Consider the following 23,287-nt stretch of genomic DNA (forward strand, 5'->3'; position numbering starts at 1 on the left):
TCAGCCCCTGATTCCCGCCAGCGTGTGGGCTATCCTCTCCAGGGACATGACCTCGTCCACCCCGCCATGATTGATCGCCTCCGCCGGCATGCCGAACACTACGCAGGACTCCTCATCCTGCGCGATGGTCCGCGCGCCGGCGTCGTGCATCTCTCGCATGCCGCGCGCGCCATCATCTCCCATGCCAGTCATGATGACCCCCAGCGCGTTGCCGCCGGCGCACACCGCCACCGAGCGGAACAATACATCCACTGACGGCCGGTGCCGCGACACCAGCGGCCCGTCCTTCACCTCGGCCACATATTGCGCGCCGCTCCGTTTGACCAGCAGATGGCGGCCGCCCGGCGCGATCAAGGCCATGCCCGGCGTCAGCCTGTCGCCGCTTCTGGCCTCCCTGACCTCCACCCGGCATAGCCCGTTGAGCCGGCTGGCGAACGAGGCCGTGAACCGTTCGGGCATGTGCTGCACCACGGCCACGCCCGGGCAGGTGGCTGGCAACCTGGGCAGCAGGTATTCCAGCGCCTGGGTGCCGCCAGTGGAGGTGCCGATGGCGATGATCTTTTCCGTGGTCCGGTATTTTTCCAGGCCGGACGGCGCCTCCAGCACCACGTCGGCGGTCAGCTTGGGCGCGATCCCGCCCCCCGCTTCATGGCCCGCTGGACGCGCCATGCGTTTGAGCGCGCCCATGCGCGCGCCGGCGGCGTTCCTGACCTCCTGCACCAAATCCTTGGACGCATTCTGCAGAAAGGATTTCAGATTGATCGTCGGCTTGGTGATTACCGCCACCGCGCCGGCCGACATCGCGTCCAGCGTGATGCGCGCGCCCTGCTCGGTCAGCGAGGAGCATATGATCACCGGCGTGGGCCGCTCCTCCATGATCTTGCGCAGGAAAGTCAGGCCGTCCATGCGCGGCATCTCGATATCCAGCACAATCACGTCGGGCCAGCGCATCTTCATCCGGTTCATCGCAAAGATGGGGTCAGGCGACGCGCCTAGCACTTCGATATCCGGCGCCGTGGACAGCATCTGGCTCAAGATTTCCCTGACCACCGCCGAATCGTCGACGATCAATACCGCGATGCTCATCTAGCCCTCACCCCCATGCCCGCAGACCAACCGGTAGCGCGAGGGTTCTTCTTGCGCCAAGGGCAGGTTCAGCTTATGCAGCGACTCGGAATGGCCGATCAATAGGTGGCCGCCCTCTCGCATCCGGCTGCACAGTTTGCGCAGCACTTCAAGCTTGGTCCCCTCATTGAAGTAAATCAGAACATTGCGCAAAAAGACAATATCGAAATCCGCATGGGCGAAACGATTGCAATGCAGCAAATTCAAGCTGGAAAACTCCACTCGTTTCGCCAATTCGGGCAACACCCTCACCATGCCGGCATATTCGTCGCGGCCGCGCAGAAAGTATTTTTGCCATAGCAAGGGCGGCGTGCGCTGCACTCTATCGGTGGGGTAGACGGCGCGCTTGGCCAGCCCTAGCACCTTGGTATTGATATCGGTGGCGTACACCCGCCAATTGCCGCGCATGCCCAACGTTTCCGCCAGCACCATGGCGATGGTGTAAGGCTCTTCGCCGGACGAGCAGGCGGCGGACCACACTTTCACCGCGCCGCCGCGCTGCTGAATCTCGAGCGCCCGCCGCTCCAGCCATTGGAAATGCTGCGGCTCGCGGAAAAAGTAAGTTTCGTTGGTGGACAGCATATTGACGGCACGCTGCCGCTCGGCCTGGCTTTCCGGCTTGCGCAACAATTGCCAGTACGCGCCGTAGCTGCCAACGCCCAAGCGGCGCAGCCGCTTGGCCAGCCGCGACTGCACCAGGGAACGCTTGCTGGCCGGAAGGTCAATGCCCGCCTCCTGCAGGATGAATTGCTTGAAGCAGGAAAACTCCTCGTCGCTCAATGTCGGATCCAGCCGCTGCACGCCATTCTCCGTTAGATCAACTCACTTCGGCATCGTCATGGAAGTGCTGTTGCGCCACGGTCTCGGCCATCGCGCTCAGCTCTGACACCGACAGCGCCTGCTGCACATTCAGCAAAATGGCGAAACGCTCATTGATGGTGGCGATGCCCTGTATGAAGTCGCCGCGGATATTGGCGCCGAAAGTCGGCGACGGGTCGATTTCACTCTCGGGGATCTCCAGCACCTCGCACACGGCATCCAGCAAAATGCCCACCTCGTGATAACCATTGTCCTGCCCTGGCAAGGACAGAATGGCGACGCAAGTTGAGGGCTTGAGTTCGGTCAGCCCTCGACCGAAACGAATCGACAAATCAATTACGGGAACCACCGAGCCACGCAGATTGATAATGCCGCGCACAAAGCTAGGCATCATCGGCACCTGGGTAATGCCATCCAGCTCGATGATCTCGCGGATGAAATTGATCTGGATGCCGAACAAGTCCTGCCCGAGTATGAAGGTGACGCAGTGGAATTTGCTTTCGCCGTGACCGGCCGCCGGATCGGAACGCTCCTTCATGGCCCTGCCTCCTCAGTATTTGGAAAACTTGGCGTCGTCTATCTCATCGCCAAACTCGTCGTCTTCGAATTCTCTAGGCGGCGACGCCTTGCCGCCTTGATGGTGGCCGATCTGCAGCAGCCGTTTGCCCTTGCCGCCGCGCAGCTTGAACTGCTGCATCAGTTCCTGAAGCTGCATCGCCGCCGAGCTGAGCTCTTCCGAAGTGGAGCTCAGCTCTTCCGCCGAGGACGCCGAGGTTTGCATGCCGGTGCTGATCTGCGTCACCGCGGTATTGATCTGATCGATGCCGGTACGCTGTTCGCGCGATGCGGCTGATATCTCCTGCACCAGCGAGGCGGTCTGGTCTATGCCAGGCAGCATTTCCTGCAGCAGCACGCCAGCCTTTTCCGCCACACTGACCGATCGCCCGGCCAGATCGCCAATCTCCTTGGCAGCGACTTGCGAGCGCTCCGCCAGCTTGCGCACCTCTACCGCCACCGTTGCGAAGCCCTTGCCATGCTCGCCGGCCCTAGCCGCTTCGATCGCGGCGTTGATGGCCAGTAAGTCGGTCTTGTTGGCAATGTCGTTGATCGCTGTGATCTTGGAGGCGATTTCCTTCATCGCATATACCATATCGCCCACCGCCTTGCCGCTTTCACTGGCGCTTCCGGCCGATTTGGTAGCAATGCCGTCCGTCACCCTGGCGTTGTCGGCGTTTTGCGTGACGGTGGACGCCATCTCTTCCACCGAGGCGCTGGTTTCCTCCACACTGGAGGCCAGTTCGGACGCCGTCTGCGCCAGCGAGCTGGCGGTGGAGGCCACTTGCTCGGAGGCCGAGCCTATCGATTCGGACATGGAGCTGACTTCGGACATCGTGTCGGACAGCTTGTGCGCCATGCCGCGTATGGAAAACAGCAGGCTGGATGTATCGCCGTCGCGCAACTTGATCGGCACCGCAAGGTCGCCCTCCGCTACCCGCGCCACGATCTGCATCGCATAGGACGGGTCGCCGCCCAGCTGGCGCAAAATGCTGCGGATGATGGCCATGGCCAACAGCACCGTCACCGCCAAGGCCACCAGGCCGATGACGATCATCAGATTGCGCGCCTCCTCGGCGCTGACGGCCGCCGCCTTGCTGAGCGTGTCCATTTGCTCGGACTGCATCTTGGTCAACTCATCCAATAATTCAATCAAGGCATTGTTGGCAGGTGCAAACTCCTTGAGCAGAAAAGTCGTAGCTTGAGTTTTATCCTTGGCCACCAATTCGTACAAAGTGGCATATTTTCCATTCAATGCCTCCCGCGCGGCCGTGATCTTGTCGAACAGCTCGCGGCCTTTGGGGCTGGCGATCATCTTGTCCATCTTGGCCAATAGCTCTTTATTTTCCGCCCGCAGCTGTTCTATATGCTGTTTGGTCTTCTCCATGTCCGCAGGCTCGCTCTCCAGCAGCAAGTTGCGGACAGAACGGCCATTGTTCAGCGTGTTCTGGGTGATGTCATTGGACAGCGCCACCTTGACGTAACGTTCAGTGACGATCTCATGGGTATTGGCGCTCATGCTGGCCATGCCGCGCACGCCCACCACCAGGATCACCGCCATCAACAGCAAAATCGAGCCAAAGCCCAGCATCAGCTTGATATGCACCTTCATGCTGTGGAACCCGTCCATTGTCTTGCCTCCGCTCGCGCCGATTCAGTTTCGGCTTTCAGTACTTGGAAAACTTGTCATCCAGCTCGGCCTCGTCGAAATCATCTTCGTCCAGCTCGCGCGGCACTTTCGCCGCCCTCTTGCCTCCACCATGGCCATGGCCGGCACGCAGCAGCAGCCGTTTGCCCTTGCCGCCGCGCAGCTTGAACTGTTGCATCAACTCCTGCAGCTGCATTGCCGCCGAGCTGAGCTCTTCCGAAGTGGAGCTCAGCTCTTCCGCCGACGATGCCGAGGTCTGCATGCCGGTGCTGATCTGCGTCACCGCGGTATTGATCTGATCGATGCCGGTGCGCTGCTCGCGCGAGGCGGCTGAGATTTCCTGCACCAGCGAGGCGGTCTGGTCTATGCCGGGCAGCATTTCCTGCAGCAACACGCCGGCCTTTTCCGCCACGCTGACCGAACGGCCGGCCAGTTCGCCGATTTCTCGCGCGGCCACTTGCGAGCGCTCCGCCAGCTTGCGCACTTCCACCGCCACGGTCGCGAAGCCCTTGCCGTGCTCGCCCGCCCGCGCCGCCTCGATGGCGGCGTTGATGGCCAGCAAGTCGGTTTTATTGGCGATATCGTTGATCATGGTGATGCGAGAGGCGATTTCCTTCATCGCGTGCACCATATCGCCCACAGCTTTGCCGCTTTCTGTCGCGCTGGTGGCGGATTTGCTGGCGATGCCATCCGTCACCCTGGCGTTGTCGGCGTTTTGCGTGACGGTGGACGCCATTTCCTCCACCGAGGCGCTGGTCTGCTCCACGCTGGAGGCTAGCTCGGACGCGGTCTGCGCCAGCGAGCTGGCCGTGGAAGCCACTTGCTCGGACGCTGAGCCGATGGACTCCGACATGGAACTGACCTCGGACATGGTGTCGGACAGCCTGTGCGCCATCTCGCGTATCGAGAACAGCAGACTGGAACTATCGCCGTCACGCAGCTTGATCGGCACCGCCAAGTCGCCATCGGACACTCGAGCGACAATTTGCATCGCATAGGAAGGGTCCGCGCCCAATTGGCGCAATATGCTGCGCGTCACCAGCATCGACAGAACGCCGCAAAGCAATAGGGAAATCAAAGACAGTCCGATGACCTCTCGCGTAGTGCTGACATAGGTTTCCTGGCCTAACGTATGAGTTTTTTCAGCGACTCTCTCATTCACTTCTTTAACTATCGTCAGGTCCTTGTCGATACGATCAAACGCCGGCCTGACCTTGGCATGCATCATCTGCAAGGCCTGCAGCCGTCCCTCCCCGTTTCCGGTGTCTGCAGCAGACAAGCGCATGGCCTCTTTCGCCGCGCTGACGTAAATCGGCCATTGTTCCTGCCACTCCTTGTTCGCCGCCGCCTCTTCCGGCTCCATGGTGGAAGAGAGCTCTGACTTCATTTGGCTGAACAATTGCTTTTCGTACTCTTCCAGATGCTCGACCGCACTTTCTTTCTGTGCTTTGTCCACTTCCACCAAGTAGCGGTACACCGCCCGGTTGTGCCGCACCACCGCCGCGCGGGCATTATTGATCCCTACCAAGGGCTCAAACTGATTAGTGAACAAATCCTCCAGGCCGGCATTCACTCTGGCGCTGGCCTGGTAGCCCACCAAGCCCATGGCCAGCAACAAGACCATTAAGAGCGCGAAGCTCAACAGCAACTTGCTGCGCACCTGTAAATTGTGAAACCAGCTCATGGCAAACCTCACTCATCAAAAGTAGGAAACCCAGTGTTGGACTTTCAATCTCTTTGCAGCGCTGCTTCGGCGCTTTGCCGGATCAGCCTCCGCTCGCGCCGGCAGGCGTGATGGATCAACTGCGGAATATCCAGCACCAGCGCCGGCTTGCCGTTGCCCAGGATGGTGGAGCCGCTGATGCCGCGCAGCGACTTGAAAATCTCGCCCAAGGGCTTGATCACTGCCTGCACCTCGCCCATCAGCCTGTCCACCACGATGCCGGCCCGGTTTTCGCCGTAATGCACAATCACCACATATTCCTGGCCCTCCGCCGGCGGCAGGCCGAACAGCTCGCGCAAGGAGACAAAGGGCAGCCAGTCGCCGCGCAGATTCACTTGCCTCGTGTGCTGGTTCATCGCATCTTGCGGCATGTCCACGCACTCGATCATCATGTCCAGCGGCATCACCAGCGCGGAGTCGTCCACCTCCACCCGGAAGCCATCGATGATGGCCAAGGTGAGCGGCAGCCTTAGCCGGAAGGTCGAGCCCTTGCCCTCGATGGACTGGATTTCAATTTCGCCGCGCAAAGCCTCGATATTGCGTTTCACCACATCCATGCCCACCCCGCGGCCGGACAGGTCGCTGACCTTGTCGGCGGTGGAGAAGCCCGGCAGAAAAATCAGTTGCAGCGTGTCTTGGTCGCTGAGCATGCGTCCCTCGGCCACCAGGCCCCGCTCCACCGCCTTGGCCAGCACTTTTTCCCTGTTGATGCCGCCGCCGTCGTCCCGCACCTCCACCACCACGGAGCCGGCGTCATGGTAAGCATTGAGCGTAACCGTGCCTTGCTCCTGCTTGCCGGCGGCCAAGCGCTTCTCGGCCGACTCCAAACCATGGTCCACCGCGTTGCGGACGATGTGCATCAGGGGGTCGGTCAGCTTTTCCACCATAGATTTGTCGATTTCCGTTTCGCCGCCCAGAATTTCCAGCTGTATGGTCTTGCCCAGCTGCTTGGATACCTCTCGCACCATGCGTGGAAAACGGCTGAAGATTTCGTCCACCGGCACCATGCGCAGCGTCAGCGCGTCATCCCGTATGCTCTCCACCAGGGTGTTGATCACGGCAACCGATTCCAGCAGCTCGGCATCGCCCCTGTCCTGGGCGATCAACTTGGTGCCGGACGAGGCGATCACCAGTTCTCCCACTCGATTGATCAGACGGTCCAGCTTGCTGGCTTCGATGCGGATGTACTGGCCATCGGCGCGCCCGCCTTTGGCCGGCGCTGCGCTGGCGAGCGGAGCCGGCTGCGGTCGCGCTGCCTCGGGTGTCACAATCGGCGCCGCGTCCTCCTCAGGCGGCGCGTCGCGAACATCGCCGCCCCGCAATCGATCCGCTTCGTTTTCGCTCAAGGCGCCGCGCGCGATCCAACGCGTCAGTTGCTCCTCTAGCGGCTCCCCCAGCCGCATGGCCAAAGCCAGATAGTCCGCCAGCGGCGCGTGCGGCGGCAAAATGCCCACCAGACTGTCCTCGGCGATAAATTCGAAGGTGCCCGCTATCCTCTCGAAGCTTGCCGACGAATCCAGCGCCAGATCAAAGCCGATAAAGCATTCTGTGACATCCAGCAGTTGCGGCGGCGGCCAGTTGCGCCATACCGGCTGCACGGCTTTCAGTTCACCCAGACCGGCCAGATAGCGTAGGAAGGACAAAGGATCAAAGCCATGGTGGAAGGTGTGGGGATGAAAGCGCAGGGAAAGTTGCCATAACGGCGTTTGCACCGGCACCGGTTCACCCGCCGCGGCCAGCCGCGGAGCCTCGGGCAAGGCCTGTTCTGCGGCAAACGTTTCAGCAGCGGCCCGCATGTCGCCGCCTTCTTGATAGTGTTTCAGACTGGCCAACAGCGGCTCGCCCTCCGGCAAGTCATGCAATCCCATCTCGTCGCTGGCCGAGGCCGCGTCCAGCAGGCGGCGCAGGTGATCGTTGCAGGACAGCAGCAGCGTGATCAGGTCGTCGCTGAGCGGGACCTGGCCGGAGCGCAGCCGCTCCAGCACGTTTTCCATGACATGGGCGAAGCGGACCAGGGCCTCCAGGCCGAAGATGCCGGCGGAGCCCTTGATGGTGTGCGCGGTGCGGAACAGTAGATTGTAAGTTTCGTCTCCCGGCGGGTAAGCCACTGGGTCGAGCAGCGCGGCTTCAAGCCCATCGCACAGCTCGCGTGACTCTTCGAAGAAAACCGCCTTGGCCTTGCTAAGATCCATGATCGCCATCCTCCGCCGCCGCATCGCCGCGATCGGCCAGCGCATTGAAGCCCAGCCAGCCCGCCACGTCGTCCAGCAAGGGACTACCCGCCGCAATGGCCGTCGGCTTGCCCATGCGCCGCGCCTCCGCGAGCAGGATGGCCAGCATCTGCGCGCCGCAGCCGTCCATCTCGGCGATGCCGGACAGGTCCAGGACCAGACGGGCATGGTTTAACAAGCCAAACAGCTCGTCCTGCATGTCCTCCGCCGTGAAAATGGTCCATTCGCCCTCCAGCGCGGCCCGCGTCGCCTCGCCGTCTTGGGTCAATCGGATCGGCATGTCGCGGCTCCCTATGGCTGAATCAGCTTGGACACGGCGTCGAGCAGCTTGGCCGGATCGAAGGGCTTGATGATCCAGGCCTTGGCCCCGGCCTCCTTGCCCTGCGCCTTCTTGTCGTCGCTGCCCTCCGTGGTCAGCATGATGACGGGCAGGAATTTGGTGGCGGCGCCTTCCTTCAGTTTTTTCAGCAAGGTGATGCCGTCCATGCCCGGCATATTGACGTCGGAAATGATCAGATTGACGCGGACGCCACCCAGCTTGGCCAGCGCGTCGTTGCCGTCGCAGGCCTCTACCACCTCGTAACCGGCCCCCTTGAGCGCGATGCTGACGGTTGCGCGTATGCTGGCCGCGTCATCGACGACCAGAATGGATTTGCCCATGGTGTTCTCCACATGCTATGGCGATAAGCGCGATGTCAGAAGAAATCGACATCGCCGCTGGAAGCTGCAGGCTTGCCACGCTCCCCTTTATGCAACGCGGCCTGCTCCAGCGTGGTATAGGTGGATTCCAGCTGCCGCAGCCACTCCTGCGGCTGAATGGCGGGCGGCGGCAGTCCCGAGCGGCGCGCGGCGCGCACGGCTTGCAGATGCGCCTGCATGCGCTCCACATCGCTCGCCACATGCTGGGCGATCTGGCTGACCCGGTCCTGGAACTGCAGCGCGATCAGCGAAGCATGCAGCTCCTTTTCCACTTGCGAGCCTTCTTCCTGCATCTTGCGGTTGATCTGCGCCAGACGCTCCGCGGCGCCGCTGAAATCCTTGACTGACTCGGCCAGCAGGCCCAGAGCGGTATTGCCCTTGTCCGAATCCTGGGAGCCGAGGCTGGTGGTGGTTTGCCGCGTCTGTTCCAGCGCGCCGTTGATTTCCTCCACTTTTTCCGACATCAGCTTGCCGGTCTGCTCCGATTGCTGGGACAGCTTGCGCACTTCGTCCGCCACCACTGAGAAGCCCCGGCCCGCCTCGCCGGCGCGGGCGGCTTCTATGCTGGCGTTCAGCGCCAGCAGATTGGTCTGGTTGGAGATGCGGCCCACCTGGTCCGCCATGGACAACAACTCGCTGGAATATGTCGCCAGCCGCGAAACTTCCGATGTCAGCTGCTGACGGTGACTGATGATTTCGGACAGCACCGTGGAAATTTCGCGGCTGCGCTCGCCGGCATCCTGGACCATGCGGCCCAGGTCCGCGCTGCCGATCTCGCTGGAGGAGGATCGGGCCGCCTCTATGGTGGCGTGCAAGCCATTCGCAATGCCGGTCAGGGTGTGCGCCAACTGGTTGCCGCCCGTGGTGGACTGCTCTATCACCAGTTGCAGATTGCCTGACCAGCGGCGCACCACCTGCTCCAGCAAGTCGAGATGCTCGTCGTATGAGGAATCCGACTTGGCGGTTTCGACAGCCGGCGGCTCCCGCTCCGCCCCGGCAACGGGCCGCAACGCCAACAGCGCGAAAGCGGCCGCGCTTGCCAGCAGCCAGCCCAGCCAGCCGGAAACAAAGGCGGTGGCAAGCGCCGCCAGGGCGCACGCCACCGCCATGGTGAGGAGGGGTTTGCTTCTGTTGTCCATTCTCCCTCCCGGCGGCCGCCGGCCACGCCCGCTGGCCGCCACCGCATGAATCCGCGAGGAAAGCTAGGCCGTGCCGCATGATGAATCTGGCCGGCTCATAGTCCGGCCATATGGAATGCGGGGCGAATGCTTGCCCCGGCTTGGAATCGCCGATTTCACCGCGATTACTTGTTTTTACTAAAGGCGTCCGGAGCGGAGCTGTCAAGGCGGGAGCGTGAACGCGGCTTTGCGGCGGGGCCTGGGCGATGATTGCGCAGCCGCTTAAGGCAGCGCCTGCCCCAGCAGCTTGGCATAGCTGCCGTCGTGCTTCATTGCGGCCAGCGCGTCGTCGAAGCGATCGCGCACCCCTGCCAGCCCAGGCTTGCGGGAAAAGGCGATATAGCTGGGGATGTCCTCCAGCGGCGGCCGCAATTCGACGACCAGCCGCTCTGCATGCCGCCGCCGCAATATGTCCCAAGCTCCCAGGCGGTTGCTGACCAGGATGTCGAATCGGTTAGCCAGCAGCATGTCCAGGTTTTGCTCGCCGCTGGCAGCGGTTTCCGTCACGCGTATGCCGCCGCGCTTCAAGGCGGCCTCGAAAGCCTCTCCGTAATTGACGGAGCGCACCACGCCGAAGCGGTAGGCGCCCAGCGCGTCCAGGCGGCCATCGAAAGGGATGTCCGCGCCCTTGCGCGTGAACAGGGACACGACTTGCGGCGCCAGCACCTGATGGCTGTAATCCAGCCTCGCTTCTCGCTCCGGGGTGCGGTAGAGCGTGAAAATGGCGTCGGCGCGTCCATCCTGCGCCATGGCCAACGCCCTTCCCCATGGGTAGATGACGATATGCACCGGCACGCCCATGCGCCGGAACGCCTCGCGCACGATGTCCGCTGCGAAACCCTTCACCTCCGCGCCGTCCTGATACTGGTAAGGCGGGTATTGCAGCGTGACCAGCTCCAGCGCGGAAGCGCCGGCGGCAGGGCCGGTCAGAAGAAGCAGTATGACGGCGGCGATCCAGGCCACGCGAACCTCCTGACGGAACGAAACCGGGGCCCGCTCCTTCCCAGGAGGGGCCCCGGTCTTGCCGAGAGCCTGGCGGGCGTGCATTCCACGGTATAGCCTACCGGGAACGGCGCCGACGCCGCCGTCTTACATCAGGTTCTGCTCGGCCACGTTCAGGTTCAGGTCTATCATCTGTTCGCTGCCGCTCTGGTCCTTGTGCTTCAGGTCCAGGCGCGCGCATTCGATGGCGTCCAGATAGGCTGCGGTAATGTCGCCGGTGATGTACTCGCCGTCGAAGCACGAGCTTTCGAACAGCTTCAGTTCGCGGTTGACGCTCGCCACCGCGTCCTTCAAGGCGTCCAGATCTTGGTAGATCACCACGTCGGCGCCGATTTCGCGCGCGATGTCCTGCTCGTCTCGCCCGGTAGCCAGCAGTTCGGCTCGGGTGGGCATGTCTATGCCGTAGACGTTGGGGAAACGCACCGCCGGCGCAGCGGAGGCGAAATACACATTCTTGGCGCCGGAGTCGCGCGCCATCTGCACGATTTCCTTGGACGTGGTGCCGCGCACGATGGAGTCATCCACCAGCAGCACATTGCGGCCGGCGAACTCCAGCGGCACCGGGTTCAGCTTCTGGCGCACGGATTTCCTGCGCACCGCCTGGCCCGGCATGATGAAGGTGCGGCCGATGTAGCGGTTCTTGATGAAGCCCTCGCGGTACGGCAGGCCCAGCGCGTTGGCCAGCTGCAGCGCGCTCTGGCGGCTGGAATCGGGAATCGGGATCACCACGTCTATCTCCAGCCCCGGCAGATCGCGGCGAATTTTCTCGGCCAGCGTCTCGCCCATATTCAGGCGGGACTGGTAAACCGACACGCCATCAATCACCGAATCCGGACGGGCGAAGTAGACGTATTCGAACAGGCAGGGCGCGAGGCGGGTGTTTTCCGCGCATACCTGGCTGTGCATGTCGCCATCGAAAGTGACATAGACGCATTCGCCCGGCAGCACGTCGCGCAGCAGCGTAAAGCCGGAGCAGTCGAGCGCGACGGACTCTGAAGCGAACATGTATTCGGTCTTGCTGTCGGACTCGGTGCTGCCCATCACCAGCGGACGGATGCCGTTGGGGTCGCGGAAAGCAACCAGGCCATAGCCGGCGATCATCGCCACCACCGCGTAAGCGCCCTTGACGCGGCGATGCACGGCGGCCACCGCGCCGAACACCGCGTCCACGGTCAGCTCGGGACCCTGCACGCGCTGCGCCAGCTCATGCGCGAACACGTTCAGCAGCACTTCGGAGTCCGAATTGGTGTTGATGTGCCGCAGGTCGTGGCGGAACATGTCCGCCTTCAGTTCGTCGGTATTCGTCAGGTTGCCATTGTGGGCCAGCACCACGCCGAACGGCGAATTGACGTAGAACGGCTGCGCTTCGGCCAGGCAGGACGCCGAGCCGGCGGTCGGATAGCGCACATGGGCGATGCCGGCATTGCCCAGCAGAGAGCGCATATTGCGCGTGCGGAACACGTCGCGCACCATGCCGCTGCCCTTGTGCATGTGAAAGGTCTCGCCATTGGCGGTAACGATGCCGGCCGCATCCTGTCCGCGGTGTTGCAGCACCTGCAAGCCATCGTACAGCAGTTGGTTGACCGGAGACTGACCGACCACGCCTAGAATTCCACACATCTTTAAAGCCCTCTATCCCAACTTGCTGAAAAAGGAAAACCCCAAAAGAAAAAGGCGGAATCTTGAAGTAAAGATATCAAGATATTCCGCCTCTTCATCTAACTGTCCGGCGCCTGGCCGGGCGAGTCGTAGTGCAGGTTGTTCGCCATCGTGGGCGGCAACCATGGCCTCAATGACAAGGCCAGAGATTCGAATGGCGCCGAAAGCACCGCGTTCCTCCACATCGGTTTTTGCGGCAGGCTGCTCAAGCCCGCCAACAGCACGGCCGCCGTCACCAGCGCCACGCCGCGCGCCAGGCCGAATATTCCGCCCAGCATGCGATTGATCACGCCCAGGCCTATGCTGTCCACCAGGCCGGTCAGCGCGACGCGCAGCAGCGCGGTGCCCAGCCAGACCAGGAAGAAGACCAGCACGAAGCTCGCCACCATGCGCACGCCCTCGCCCGGCAGGCTGGCGGGCAGGAAGGCCTCCACCAGCGGCGAGAACTGCTTGGCGCACCAGAAGGCGATCAGCCAGGCGCCCAGCGACAGCACTTCGGCGATCAGGCCGCGCATCAAGGCCATCAGCACAGATCCGGCGACGATGGCAATAGCGATATAGTCGAAGGCGGTCATGGCGGCTACTTGTTGATGATGATGCCGTTGATGCCGGCGCGGGCCAGCTTCTGCAGCGCGGCCTGCGCCTCCGCCTGGCTGGCGAACGGCCCCACCCGCACGCGCGTCACTTCGCCCTTGCTGGTCTCCACCTTGGAGAAGTGGGCGGTCACGCCTATGGAGGACAACTTGCCGCGCAGCGCGTCCACCTTGGCCGGATCGGACAAGGCCGCCAGCTGGATGACGGACTTGCCGTGCGCGTCGCTCTTGGCGGAGTGGCTTTCCGGGTCGAAGCGGCCCTCGAGGATGGCCGCCGGGTCCGCTTGCTTGCGCGGCTTGCTTTCGGCCTTGGCCTCGTCGGGCTTGCGCTTGGGCTCAGTCTGAATCTCGGGTTTGGCTTCGATCTTGGCTTCGGGTTTCGCCGGTTTGGGCGGCTCGGCCGCTTTCTCTACGGGCGCAGCGGGCGTTTTGGCCGCGGTAGACGGCGCGGTGATGCTGGACAGATTGGCCGGCAGCTCGGTCGTAGAGGCCGGAGCCGGCACGGCTTCCGCCGCTTGAGCCTGCGAAGCGGCATGCTTGGCCGCCGAGGCCGGCGCGGATGCGACAGGTTCGGACGCGCCGCCCATGATCTCTATCGATTCCGGCTTCATCTGCTGCTCCGGCAGATGATCCACCACCTTCCACAGCACGGCGGTGGCGAGGGAAACCAGCACGACCGCGCCCACCAGGCGGCGGCGCGCTCGCTTGCGCAACAAAATCAGTTCATCGTGGCTGGACAGTGCCATGCATTCCTCAAACCGGGTGACGCCGGGCCGTTTCCACCTCGGCTACGGTGTGGAAAGACCCGAAAACGACGATTCTATCATTGTCGCCGGCTTGCGATAAGGCTGCGGACCAGGCTTGCGCCACGCTGCCATACGTTTTGACGCTGGCCACGCCGGCTTGCGCCAGCGCGGCGGCGATGGCTTCGCCGTTCTGGCCGCGCGGCATGTCCAGTCCCGCCACCAGCCAGTGATCGAACTCGTCCTTCGCCAATTCGATCACGCCGGTCATGTCCTTGTCGGCCAGCATGGAGAATACCGCGTAGCGGTTCTCGGCATACGGCAATTGTTTCAGCGCCGCCGCCATGGCCTTGACCGCGTGAGGATTGTGGCCCACGTCCAGCACCACGGCGGGACGGCCCGGCAGCACCTGGAAGCGGCCAGGCCACTCCACTTCCACCAGTCCTTGCTTGACCGCGCCCGCGCCCACCGGCAGCCGCTCGCGCAGCGCGTCCAGCGCCGCCAGCGCGCCGCAGGCGTTGAGCATCTGGTAGCCGCCGCGCAAGGCCGGAATCGGCAGCGCGTGGCGGTGGCGGTCGCCGATGCGGAACGACCACTGATTATCCATCCTAGTGAAGCCGAAGTCGCGCCCGTATAGTTTCAGATCGGCGCCGATGGCGGCGGCGTGATCGATCAGCCGCGCTGGCGGCTCCGCATCGACGCAGATCGCCGGCTTGCCGGCGCGGTAAATGCCGGCCTTCTCGAAACCGATGTCTTCGCGGTTGTCGCCCAGGATGGTCTGGTGGTCCAGATCCACGCTGACCACGACGGACACGTCCGGCTCGAAGATGTTGACCGCGTCCAGCCGACCGCCCAGGCCCACCTCTAGGATGATCACGTCCACTTTTTCCGCGACGAAACTGTGCACGGCGGCCAGGGTGCCGAATTCGAAGTACGTGAGGGTGGTGTCGCCGCGGGCGGCGTCTATGGCCTCGAAACTGGCGATGATGCGCTCATCGGACGCCGGCTTGAGATCAATGGCGATGCGCTCGTTGTAGCGCGTGATGTGCGGCGAGGTGTAAGTGCCCACCTTGAAGCCGGCGGCGCGCAGCATGCAGGACAGCATGGCGCAGGTGGAACCCTTGCCGTTGGTCCCCGCCACCATGATCACCGGACAGGCCGGCCGCAGCGCCATCGCGTCGCGCACGCTTGAGACGCGGGCGAGGCCCATGTCTATCGCGGTGACATGCAGGCCCTCCTGCCAGCGCAGCCAATCGTCCAGGGTCTTTTTCGTATTCATGGGGCGGATTCCGTTTGATTGCTAGGCTGCGGCGCTTCGAACCACAGCAGATACACTCTGAGCTGGCGGCGGGATTCGGCGTCGGCGGAATCCGGCCACAGCATCACGCTGCGCCGCCGTCCGGCGGCCCTGGCGTTCAGCACCGTCAGTTGCGGCGTGACGAAACAGTCGTCCAGAACCTCGGCCTCTTGCCGGTTCTCGCCGCGGCACAGGAAAAGGCGGCCGCGCGCGTCCACCTCCAGCCGCTCCGGCACCGCGCCGCCCAGCCGTCCATCGGCCCGCAGCGCCAGCCAGCCCAGGCCAGCGGCGACCGGCAGGCTGAGCAGAAAAGATGGCGGCAAATACCTCGCCAGCAACAGCGCGTCGGCGGCCAGCGCCGCCAGCACCAGGCCCAGCCACAGCCTCGACGGCCTGAGCGGCACAGCGAACGGTTGCAGCAGCGGCCGGTCCCGGCGCATCGAATTTACAGCTCGCTGGCCGGGGAGTTGGTGATGTCGGCGTCCACGCTGTCCAGCACCATGGAGTGGATCTCCACGTCGAACCATTCCCAGAACGCCTTCAAGGACAGGTCTTGCGGCCAGCGGCTATCGTCCTCATCCCAGGAGGCCAGTTCCATCTTGAACAGCTGCTCGTAGATTTCATCGATATGGGCCACGCCCTCTTCCGGCTCGATGAACTCCGGCAGCAGCACGGCGGTGCAATCGCTGCGCAGGCTGTCCAGCGACAAGTCCACCATGTCGGTGTCCGGCAACTGGTTCAGCCAGTCCAGGAACGGTTGCTTCGGCTTGATCACGGCAACGGCGCGGTCGACGAAATACATGGAGGGGCCTTTCGGGCAAGTATGGATTCGGCGCGCATTGTATCAGTCTCCCCGCCGCCAGGCGACCCATCCGCCGACAGGGTCTACGTGATACACTGGCCGGTATTTTCCTCATACCGCAAGACACACAGAACATGGCCCTGATTACCGTCGAGAAAGCCTGCCTGGCTTTCGGACACCACGCGCTCTTGGACAACGTAGACTTCGCCCTGGAGCCGGGCGAGGCGGTCGGCCTGATCGGCCGCAACGGCGCGGGCAAGTCGTCCTTGCTCAAGGGCATCGCCGGCGCGGTGCAGCTGGACGATGGCCGCATCAACATCAAGGGCGACGTCAAGGTCGCCTATGTGCCGCAGGAGCCGGAATTCGACCCCGGCCACAGCGTGTTCGAAGCCGTGGCCGAAGGCCTGGGCGATTTGAAAGCCCTGCTCACCGACTACCACAAGATCACCCAGCAGCTTACCCAGGCCGACGCCGACCACGAACAGGCGCTCTCGCGCATGGAATCCATCCAGCACGAGCTGGAGTCCCGCGGCGGCTGGCAGTTCGACGCGTTGATCTCGTCCACGCTGAGCCACCTGGAGCTGAACCCCGACGCGCGCATCTCCGACCTGTCCGGCGGCTGGAAGAAGCGCGTGGCGCTGGCGCGCGCGCTGGCGTCCAAACCGGACGTGCTGCTTCTGGACGAGCCCACCAACCACCTGGACGTATCCGCCATCGAATGGCTGGAAGGCCTGATCAAGAGTTTCTCCGGCAGCGTGCTGCTGATCACCCACGACCGCCGCTTCCTGGACAACGTCGCCACCCGCATCATCGAACTGGACCGCGGCATTCTGCGCAGCTATCCGGGCAGCTTCTCCGCCTACCAGACGCGCAAGGCGGAAGAGCTGGCGATAGAAGAAGAGCAGAACCGCATCTTCGACAAATTCCATGCCCAGGAAGAAGTGTGGATACGCAAGGGCATCGAAGCTCGCCGCACCCGCAACGAGGGCCGGGTGCGCCGGCTGGAAGCCATCCGCCGCGAACGCTCCTCGCGCCGCGAGCGCGTGGGCCAGGTGAATTTCCAGTTGGACGCCGGCGAGCGCTCCGGCAAGCTGGTGGCCGAGTTGGAGCGCGTCAGCAAGGGCTTCGACGATAAAAAGCTGATCCGCGACTTCACCAGCCGCATCCTGCGCGGCGACAAGATAGGCCTGATCGGGCCCAACGGCGCCGGCAAGACCACGCTGCTGAAACTGATCCTGGGCGAGCTGCAGCCGGACAGCGGCGAAGTCAAGCAAGGCACCAAGCTGGAAATCGCCTACTTCGACCAGTTCCGCGAACAGTTGGACGAGGAAACCAGCGTCGCCGACATCATCAGCCAGGGCAATGATTTCGTCGAAATCGGCGGCGTGAAGAAGCACGTGATGAGCTACCTGGAGGACTTCCTGTTCTCGCCGCAACGCGCCCGCAGCCCGGTGCGCTCGCTGTCCGGTGGCGAACGCAACCGCCTGCTGCTGGCCCGCCTGTTCACCCGCCCGGCCAATGTGCTGGTGCTGGACGAGCCGACCAACGATCTGGACATCGACACCCTGGAATTGCTGGAAGACGTGATCGCCCAGTATTCCGGCACCGTGTTCCTGGTCAGCCACGATCGGGCCTTCCTGGACAATGTGGTCACCCAGGTCATCGCCTTCGAAGGCGAAGGCAAGCTGGAGGAATACCCCGGCGGCTACCAGGACTGGCTGGACGCCAGGAAGCGCATGGCCGAGTTCGCCCCGGCTGAAAAAACCAAGGAAACCGCGCCCGGCAAGGAAGCGGTTCGCCAGGATAAACCCAAGGCCGCGCGCAACAAGCTGTCCTACAACGAAACCCGCGAGCTGGCGGCGCTGCCGGACCAGATCAGCGCGCTGGAAGCCGAGCAAGCCGAGTTGAACCAGCGTTTGCTGGACCCCAACTGCTACCGCGACACGCCCAAGGAAGCCATCGCCTGGCAGCAGCGCATCGAGCAGATAGACGAATTGCTGCTGGACAAGCTGGCGCGCTGGGAGGAGCTGGAGGCGCAGCAACAGCGGCCAAACTAAGAACGCTGCCCTGCGGCCGCCCTGTTCGCAGGCGGCCCGCAGCGGCGAGGGCACTTTGCCCGGAGACAGCGCATGAGCTACACAAGTAGAAGACTGCGCCTTCGCGCGCAGCTTAAGCGGCAAGGCGCCGGCGGCACGGAACCGTCCGGCCAGGATGCATGCCATTGCGAAGACAGTCCGGCAACCGACAGAGGGGAAATGTGGCGCGCACCGATGAGCCGGCGTGATCCGCGCACTTCATGGCGGCTGGCCGGGCCGCTAGCGGCCCTGCTCATCGCCGCCGCGGACATGACCCAGGCCGCGCCCCTGCGCGCCTGCGCATCGGACGTGGACTTCCCGCCCTTCGTCCTCACCTCCACCTCGGGCTTCGCCGGCGGCACGCAAAACACCGGCCTCGCCGTCAATGTGCTGCAGCGCGCGCTGCGCCGCGCCGGACGCGAGCCCGCCATAGTGGAACGGCTGCCGTGGCGCCGCTGCCAGGAAACCGTGGCCTACGGCCAGCGCGACATCATCATAGACGTGCCCACGCGGGAGCTGGACAACAAGCGCTTCCTGGCCACGGAGGCCTATGCGGATGTCCATCACCTCTATTTCTATTCGCTCAAGCGCTACCCCAAGGGCCCGCCGCTGCGCTCCCTGGCCGACCTCAAGCATCATATGGTGTGCGGCCTGCTGGGCAGCCATCTGGACGCCTTCGGCATAGACGCCGAGCATCAGGACACCGGATCGAAAAACGAACGCAGCGCCATCATCAAGGTGGACCAGGGGCGCTGCGACGTGTTCATTGAAGTCCGCGAGGTGGTGGACAGCCTGTCGGCCCACGACGCGGAGCTGCGAGATCTATTCAACACGCCTACCATACGCCGCGCCAACCTGCCCGGCGAGACGCCGGCCGGCCTGCATTTCGCGTTCAGCCGCGCGCTGCCGGACGCCCCCGCCCTGCAGCGCGCGTTCAACGCCACCATCCGCGACCTGATACGCAACAATGAGATGAAGCGCATGACGCCCTGAGCGCCGGCCCTCTATTTGCCGAACACGGTCTTCGAGGCCACTGGCATGAGCTGGTCGACGTTGTGTTTGGTCGCCACCAGGATGGGCACCAGGATTTCCCGCGCCGGCTTGCGGCCGCGCAAATACGAGACCAGGGCGTCGGCCGCGGCGCTGCCCATCAGGAAAGGCTGCTGCATGCCCACGGCCACCAGGTCTTCGTTTTTCAGCAGCCGCGCCACCTCGGGCATCGCGTCGAAGGACACGAGCAAGACCTGCTTGCGCTTGCCCGCTTCGCGGATCGCGCGCATGGCGCCGTCCACCGGCTGGTCCGTCTCGATGAAAAAGCCGCGGATTTTCGGGTGGGACGCCAGGATTTCCCGCGAATAGCGATAGGTTTCCTCGGCTGAATAGTCTTTCATCTGCTTGAGCGCCACTTCAGGCGGGAAGCCCGCGTCGCTCATCGCGTCGCGGAAGCCGTTGCTCCGGTCCTGGCCATTCTTGCGGCTCAGCTCTATCGTGATCATGCCGTAGCCGCCTCCTCCCCAATGCCGCGCCTGCATCGCCGCGGCCAGCTCGGCGCCGACGTCGTAGGCGCCGCGATAATTATCCGATTTGACGAAGCTGACGTAGTCGCCGCCATTGGTGCCGATGTCCGCGATCGCCACCGGAATATTGGCCTTCTTGGCCAGGGCCAGCGCGTCCTCCGCCGACTGGCTGTTCGTCGGCGAAATCACGATGCCGGCCGCCTTGCGCTCTATGGCCTGCCGCACATTCTCCAATTGGGTGTCCGCGTTGAGCTTGCTGTCCAGCTCGGCGAAGGAAAATCCGTTCGCATCCGCCACCGACTTCACGCCCTTGCCCACGGTGCCCCAGAACGGCAAATCCGCCTTGGCCGTGATATAGACGATGTCGGCTGCGCCGGCGCAGGCGGATGTCCAAACCATGGCAATGGCCACAGCCGCCGCCGACATGCGCCGGGACAGCCTCCCCGGAATGACCGTGGTGTTTGAAATCAATTTCTCATTCACTTTGCAGCTCCTGCATGAAATGGACCACAACGACTTCATTGTAGACAGCCCCGCCCAAAGCGTAGCCCCCGCGGCAAGGCGCGCCGGCCCTGCGCTGACGCCACGCGGGCGCTTCGCTATACTGCGGCGAAGAGGGGTATCCCGCGCTGGCGGCCTCCCGGTCAACCGCCGCGCATGGCCGCCGTTGTTGAAACTTTATGCGGGCCAGAATGGTCCCCCATTGCAATGAACAGAATCGGAGCGCACGCGGCAATGAAAGAAACCCTGCTGGACGAGGACGGCGCGCTGCGCCGCCGTTTGTTGAGACGAGCCGCCTTGGGCGGCCTCGCCGTCCTGCTCGCCGCCTGCGGCAGCGCCCCCGTCAAGACCAGCCAGCGCCCGCCATCCCGTCCGGGTAAGCCCTCCGGCGATACCTCGCTGTCAGGCCTCCAGGCCGACGGCGACGGGCGCGAGATTCTGCTGTACACCATAGGCTTGCTGGACGGCGGCTACCGCTTCGGCGGCAAGAATCCCGAAGCCGGCCTCGATTGCAGCGGCATGGTCAGCTACATCTACCAGAACGCCATAGGCATCCGCCTGCCCCACAATGCGGCGCAAATCGCCAATCTTGCGCGGCCGATCTCTGACAGCCAGCGCCAGGTCGGCGATCTGGTGTTTTTCAACACCATGGGCCGCCCCTTCTCGCACATGGGCATCTACATAGGCGACGGCAAATTCGTCCATGCCCCGCGCAGCAACAGCACCATACGCGTGGCCAGACTGGACAATGTCTACTTCGCCCCGCGCTACGAGGGCGCCCGCACCGTGCTGCGCGCCTGATCCCGCCCGGCGCGCGATGAACATCGGGCGCCGCTGTGCTAATCTGCGCTTTCCCGCATCAAGCAGCGCAGGCATTCGCCACATGAAACTGAAATTCAGCAAAATGCATGGACTAGGCAATGACTTCATGGTCATAGACGGCGTGCGCCAGTCCGTCTCGCTCTCCCTGGAACAAATCCGCCAGCTGGGCAACCGCCAGCTCGGCATAGGCTTCGACCAACTGCTGCTGGTGGAGCCGCCGCGCGAGCCTGGCCATGATTTCCGCTACCGCATCTTCAACAATGACGGCGGCGAAGTGGAGCAATGCGGCAACGGCGCGCGCTGCTTCGCCAAATTCGTCTGCGACGAAGGCCTGACCGACAAGCGCCGCATCGCGGTGGAAACCGCCCGCGGCGTAATCGCGCCGGAATACCTCGGCGCCGGCCAGGCGCGCGTGGATATGGGCGTGCCGCGCTTCGCGCCGGCCGACATCCCTTTCCTCGCCGACGGCGAAGCCCTGCGCTACCCGCTGGAGCTGGACGGCGGCGTCTGCCAGATCAGCGTGGCCTCCATGGGCAACCCGCACGCCGTGCAGCTGGTGGACGATGTGGATACGGCGCCGGTGGAACGCGTCGGCCCGCTGGTGGAGAACCATCCTCGCTTTCCCGAGCGCGTCAACGCCGGCTTCATGCAGATCGTCAACCGCGGCGAGATCCGCCTGCGCGTCTATGAGCGCGGCGCCGGCGAGACGCTGGCCTGCGGCACCGGCGCTTGCGCCGCCGTGGTTTGCGGCATCCGGCTAGGCCTGCTCGACGCGCGCGTCATCGTCCATGCTCGCGGCGGCGACATCGTCATCGAATGGGCCGGCGAAGGCCACCCGGTCATCATGACCGGCCCCGCCGCCACCGTTTTCCAGGGCGAAATCGAACTTTAAGCCCCGCCAGGGCACCAATCCTTTTACGCATCCCGAAGCGAAAGGCAAAAACAAATGCATGACGAACAAGTGCTAGCCTATCTCGACGAGCACCCGGAATTTCTGCAACAGCTTGCCCAGCGATACGGCTTGCAGGCCTCGCCGCAAAACGGCGAGCGCGTGGTGGTGTCTTTCGTCGAGCGCCAATTGCTGGAATTGAAGGACAAGAACCGCCAATTGGAAGCGCAGCTGCAGTTGCTGGTCGAACGCGGCCAGAGCAACGACCGCATACTGGGCCGGCTGCACAAATTGACCTTGGCGCTGCTCTCCAAACGCGACGCCGGCCAGCGCATCGCCGCGCTGCGCGAGCGCATGCGCCAGGACTTCCAGCTGGACCGCGTCGCCATCAAGCTGTGGCACCCGGCGGCGGAAAACGACGGCGAGCACTACAACGCGCAAAACGAGGTGCAAAGCCTGGCCCGCAATCTGCTCACGCCCTCCTGCGGCCCCTATGCCAATGACGAGGTGTTGAGCTGGTTCCCGGCCTTGCCAGTGCTGCAGTCCTTCGCCCAGGTGGCGCTGCGCGGCGCGGACGGCCAGGCTTTCGGCGTGCTGGTGCTGGCCAGCGACGATCCGCAGCGTTTCACCTACGACATGCATACCCAATATCTGGCCCAGATAGGAGAGCTGGCTTCCGCCGCGCTGCTGTCCGCGCTGGAGGCCGCATGACGGCGACGCCTTGCGGCCTGCTATTGCTGAGCATAGTCGTCCTGTACTTCCTGCATGCCCTGTGGCGGCTGGGCGCCAGCCGCAACGGCAGCGCCCTGGCCTGCTTCGCGGCGGCCTATCTGGCCTTGGCCGCCCTGCTGCATGCGCGTGTGGACCCGGCCCCGGCTTCCCCACTGCTGTTGCCCTTCGTCTACGCCTATGCCTGGCTAGGCATGGCGGCGCTGATGTGGGCCGCGGCCCATATGCGCGTGGGCAGGCGGACGCTGAGCTTTCCGGGCCAGGATACGCGGCTGGCCGCGCTGTTCGCCAGCCAGCTCGCGCTGCACATCGGCGTGCTGGGACTGTCGCCCTGGCTGAGCCAGCTCCCGAGGGCGGTATACTTGCTGGCCCCGCCCCTGACCATGCTGGTCAGCTACCTGGCTTACCGTTTGCTGCTGCTCGACATGCGGGGGCGAGCGGTTTGCGGCGCCAGTTGGCCGGCCTGGGGGGCGCTGTGCCTGGGCGCGCCGCTGCTGATGGCCGGCTTGAAAATCTGGGCAGTGCCTTTGCTGCTGTATCTGATTTGAAACAGACATGAAAAAGGCGGCGCCCTGTGAAGGAGCGCCGCCGCAGCCGGCAATGGCATCATCAAACGCAAACAATCAATAAGCGGATATTTTGCGAAGCGCCATCAAAACTGTCCGATGCCGATCCGGCCG

General features: G+C 63.7%; 23 protein-coding genes. 6 read left to right on the top strand and 17 right to left on the bottom strand.

The annotated features are described in order from the left end of the window. The 16 genes from C2I19_RS00085 to C2I19_RS00160 all read right to left on the bottom strand — a co-directional run bounded on the left by C2I19_RS00085 (window position 1) and on the right by C2I19_RS00160 (window position 16,074). Window positions 1-1,086: a protein-glutamate methylesterase/protein-glutamine glutaminase gene (locus C2I19_RS00085; RefSeq protein ID WP_103900697.1), complete on the bottom strand. Its 1,086-nt coding sequence runs from the start codon at window positions 1,084-1,086 to the stop codon at window positions 1-3. After that, the gene (locus C2I19_RS00090) at window positions 1,087-1,926 is read right to left on the bottom strand and encodes a CheR family methyltransferase (protein ID WP_103900698.1); all 840 of its coding nucleotides are present in this window, start codon (window positions 1,924-1,926) and stop codon (window positions 1,087-1,089) included. A gap of 16 nt (window positions 1,927-1,942) precedes the next feature. Then, window positions 1,943-2,482 carry a chemotaxis protein CheW gene (locus C2I19_RS00095; RefSeq protein WP_103900699.1) on the bottom strand — a complete coding sequence of 180 codons (540 nt, stop codon included), beginning with the start codon at window positions 2,480-2,482 and terminating at the stop codon, window positions 1,943-1,945. 12 nt (window positions 2,483-2,494) lie between these two features. Further along, the gene (locus C2I19_RS00100) at window positions 2,495-4,129 is read right to left on the bottom strand and encodes a methyl-accepting chemotaxis protein (RefSeq protein WP_103900700.1); all 1,635 of its coding nucleotides are present in this window, start codon (window positions 4,127-4,129) and stop codon (window positions 2,495-2,497) included. 37 nt (window positions 4,130-4,166) lie between these two features. After that, the gene (locus C2I19_RS00105) at window positions 4,167-5,831 is read right to left on the bottom strand and encodes a methyl-accepting chemotaxis protein (RefSeq protein ID WP_103900701.1); all 1,665 of its coding nucleotides are present in this window, start codon (window positions 5,829-5,831) and stop codon (window positions 4,167-4,169) included. Between the two features lie 44 nt (window positions 5,832-5,875). Then, window positions 5,876-8,062: a chemotaxis protein CheA gene (locus C2I19_RS00110; RefSeq protein ID WP_103900702.1), complete on the bottom strand. Its 2,187-nt coding sequence runs from the start codon at window positions 8,060-8,062 to the stop codon at window positions 5,876-5,878. Further along, window positions 8,052-8,381, bottom strand: a complete 330-nt coding sequence (locus C2I19_RS00115) for an STAS domain-containing protein (protein WP_103900703.1) — start codon at window positions 8,379-8,381, stop codon at window positions 8,052-8,054. The genes C2I19_RS00110 and C2I19_RS00115 overlap by 11 nt, the downstream gene beginning before the upstream one ends. A gap of 11 nt (window positions 8,382-8,392) precedes the next feature. Next, on the bottom strand, window positions 8,393-8,761 hold the full coding sequence (locus C2I19_RS00120) for a response regulator (protein ID WP_103900704.1): 369 nt from the start codon (window positions 8,759-8,761) through the stop codon (window positions 8,393-8,395). A gap of 35 nt (window positions 8,762-8,796) precedes the next feature. Continuing rightward, on the bottom strand, window positions 8,797-9,939 hold the full coding sequence (locus C2I19_RS22205; RefSeq protein WP_103900705.1) for a methyl-accepting chemotaxis protein: 1,143 nt from the start codon (window positions 9,937-9,939) through the stop codon (window positions 8,797-8,799). Window positions 9,940-10,200: 261 nt separating this feature from the next. Next, window positions 10,201-10,941 (bottom strand): substrate-binding periplasmic protein, encoded by a 741-nt coding sequence (locus tag C2I19_RS00130; RefSeq protein ID WP_233201045.1) that lies wholly within the window; start codon window positions 10,939-10,941, stop codon window positions 10,201-10,203. 126 nt (window positions 10,942-11,067) lie between these two features. Continuing rightward, window positions 11,068-12,600 (bottom strand): amidophosphoribosyltransferase, encoded by a 1,533-nt coding sequence (purF, locus tag C2I19_RS00135; protein ID WP_103900707.1) that lies wholly within the window; start codon window positions 12,598-12,600, stop codon window positions 11,068-11,070. 98 nt (window positions 12,601-12,698) lie between these two features. Continuing rightward, complete coding sequence (locus tag C2I19_RS00140) at window positions 12,699-13,214, bottom strand: CvpA family protein (RefSeq protein WP_103900708.1); 516 nt, start codon at window positions 13,212-13,214, stop codon at window positions 12,699-12,701. A 5-nt stretch (window positions 13,215-13,219) separates the two neighbouring features. After that, window positions 13,220-13,978, bottom strand: coding sequence for an SPOR domain-containing protein (locus tag C2I19_RS00145; RefSeq protein WP_103900709.1), 759 nt, complete (start codon window positions 13,976-13,978; stop codon window positions 13,220-13,222). Between the two features lie 7 nt (window positions 13,979-13,985). Next, window positions 13,986-15,254, bottom strand: a complete 1,269-nt coding sequence (folC, locus tag C2I19_RS00150) for a bifunctional tetrahydrofolate synthase/dihydrofolate synthase (protein WP_103900710.1) — start codon at window positions 15,252-15,254, stop codon at window positions 13,986-13,988. Next, window positions 15,251-15,712, bottom strand: coding sequence for a protein YgfX (locus C2I19_RS00155; protein ID WP_103900711.1), 462 nt, complete (start codon window positions 15,710-15,712; stop codon window positions 15,251-15,253). The genes folC and C2I19_RS00155 overlap by 4 nt, the downstream gene beginning before the upstream one ends. Window positions 15,713-15,717: 5 nt before the next feature. After that, a complete protein-coding gene (locus tag C2I19_RS00160) occupies window positions 15,718-16,074 on the bottom strand; it encodes a hypothetical protein (protein WP_103900712.1) in 357 nt (118 codons plus the stop codon). A 134-nt stretch (window positions 16,075-16,208) separates the two neighbouring features. Here C2I19_RS00160 and C2I19_RS00165 point away from each other — a divergent pair, with 134 nt between their 5' ends. Both C2I19_RS00165 and C2I19_RS00170 read left to right on the top strand, forming a co-directional pair. Next, a complete protein-coding gene (locus C2I19_RS00165) occupies window positions 16,209-18,131 on the top strand; it encodes an ATP-binding cassette domain-containing protein (protein WP_103900713.1) in 1,923 nt (640 codons plus the stop codon). Between the two features lie 213 nt (window positions 18,132-18,344). Next, window positions 18,345-19,142: a substrate-binding periplasmic protein gene (locus C2I19_RS00170; protein ID WP_158253595.1), complete on the top strand. Its 798-nt coding sequence runs from the start codon at window positions 18,345-18,347 to the stop codon at window positions 19,140-19,142. A gap of 11 nt (window positions 19,143-19,153) precedes the next feature. Here C2I19_RS00170 and C2I19_RS00175 read toward each other — a convergent pair whose 3' ends face one another. Beyond that, on the bottom strand, window positions 19,154-20,065 hold the full coding sequence (locus C2I19_RS00175) for a substrate-binding domain-containing protein (RefSeq protein WP_233201046.1): 912 nt from the start codon (window positions 20,063-20,065) through the stop codon (window positions 19,154-19,156). 336 nt (window positions 20,066-20,401) lie between these two features. Between C2I19_RS00175 and C2I19_RS00180 the strand changes: the two genes are divergently transcribed. From C2I19_RS00180 to C2I19_RS00195, 4 genes are all read left to right on the top strand, one after another. Further along, window positions 20,402-20,968 (top strand): C40 family peptidase, encoded by a 567-nt coding sequence (locus C2I19_RS00180; RefSeq protein ID WP_103900716.1) that lies wholly within the window; start codon window positions 20,402-20,404, stop codon window positions 20,966-20,968. An 82-nt stretch (window positions 20,969-21,050) separates the two neighbouring features. After that, the gene (gene dapF, locus C2I19_RS00185) at window positions 21,051-21,881 is read left to right on the top strand and encodes a diaminopimelate epimerase (RefSeq protein WP_103900717.1); all 831 of its coding nucleotides are present in this window, start codon (window positions 21,051-21,053) and stop codon (window positions 21,879-21,881) included. A 54-nt stretch (window positions 21,882-21,935) separates the two neighbouring features. Then, window positions 21,936-22,589 carry a DUF484 family protein gene (locus C2I19_RS00190; protein ID WP_103900718.1) on the top strand — a complete coding sequence of 218 codons (654 nt, stop codon included), beginning with the start codon at window positions 21,936-21,938 and terminating at the stop codon, window positions 22,587-22,589. Beyond that, the gene (locus C2I19_RS00195; protein WP_103900719.1) at window positions 22,586-23,155 is read left to right on the top strand and encodes a hypothetical protein; all 570 of its coding nucleotides are present in this window, start codon (window positions 22,586-22,588) and stop codon (window positions 23,153-23,155) included. Before C2I19_RS00190 ends, C2I19_RS00195 begins: the two co-directional genes overlap by 4 nt. Window positions 23,156-23,287: the final 132 nt, after the last annotated feature.

Source organism: Chromobacterium alticapitis (assembly GCF_002924365.1).
GTDB classification, from domain to species: Bacteria; Pseudomonadota; Gammaproteobacteria; order Burkholderiales; family Chromobacteriaceae; genus Chromobacterium; species Chromobacterium alticapitis.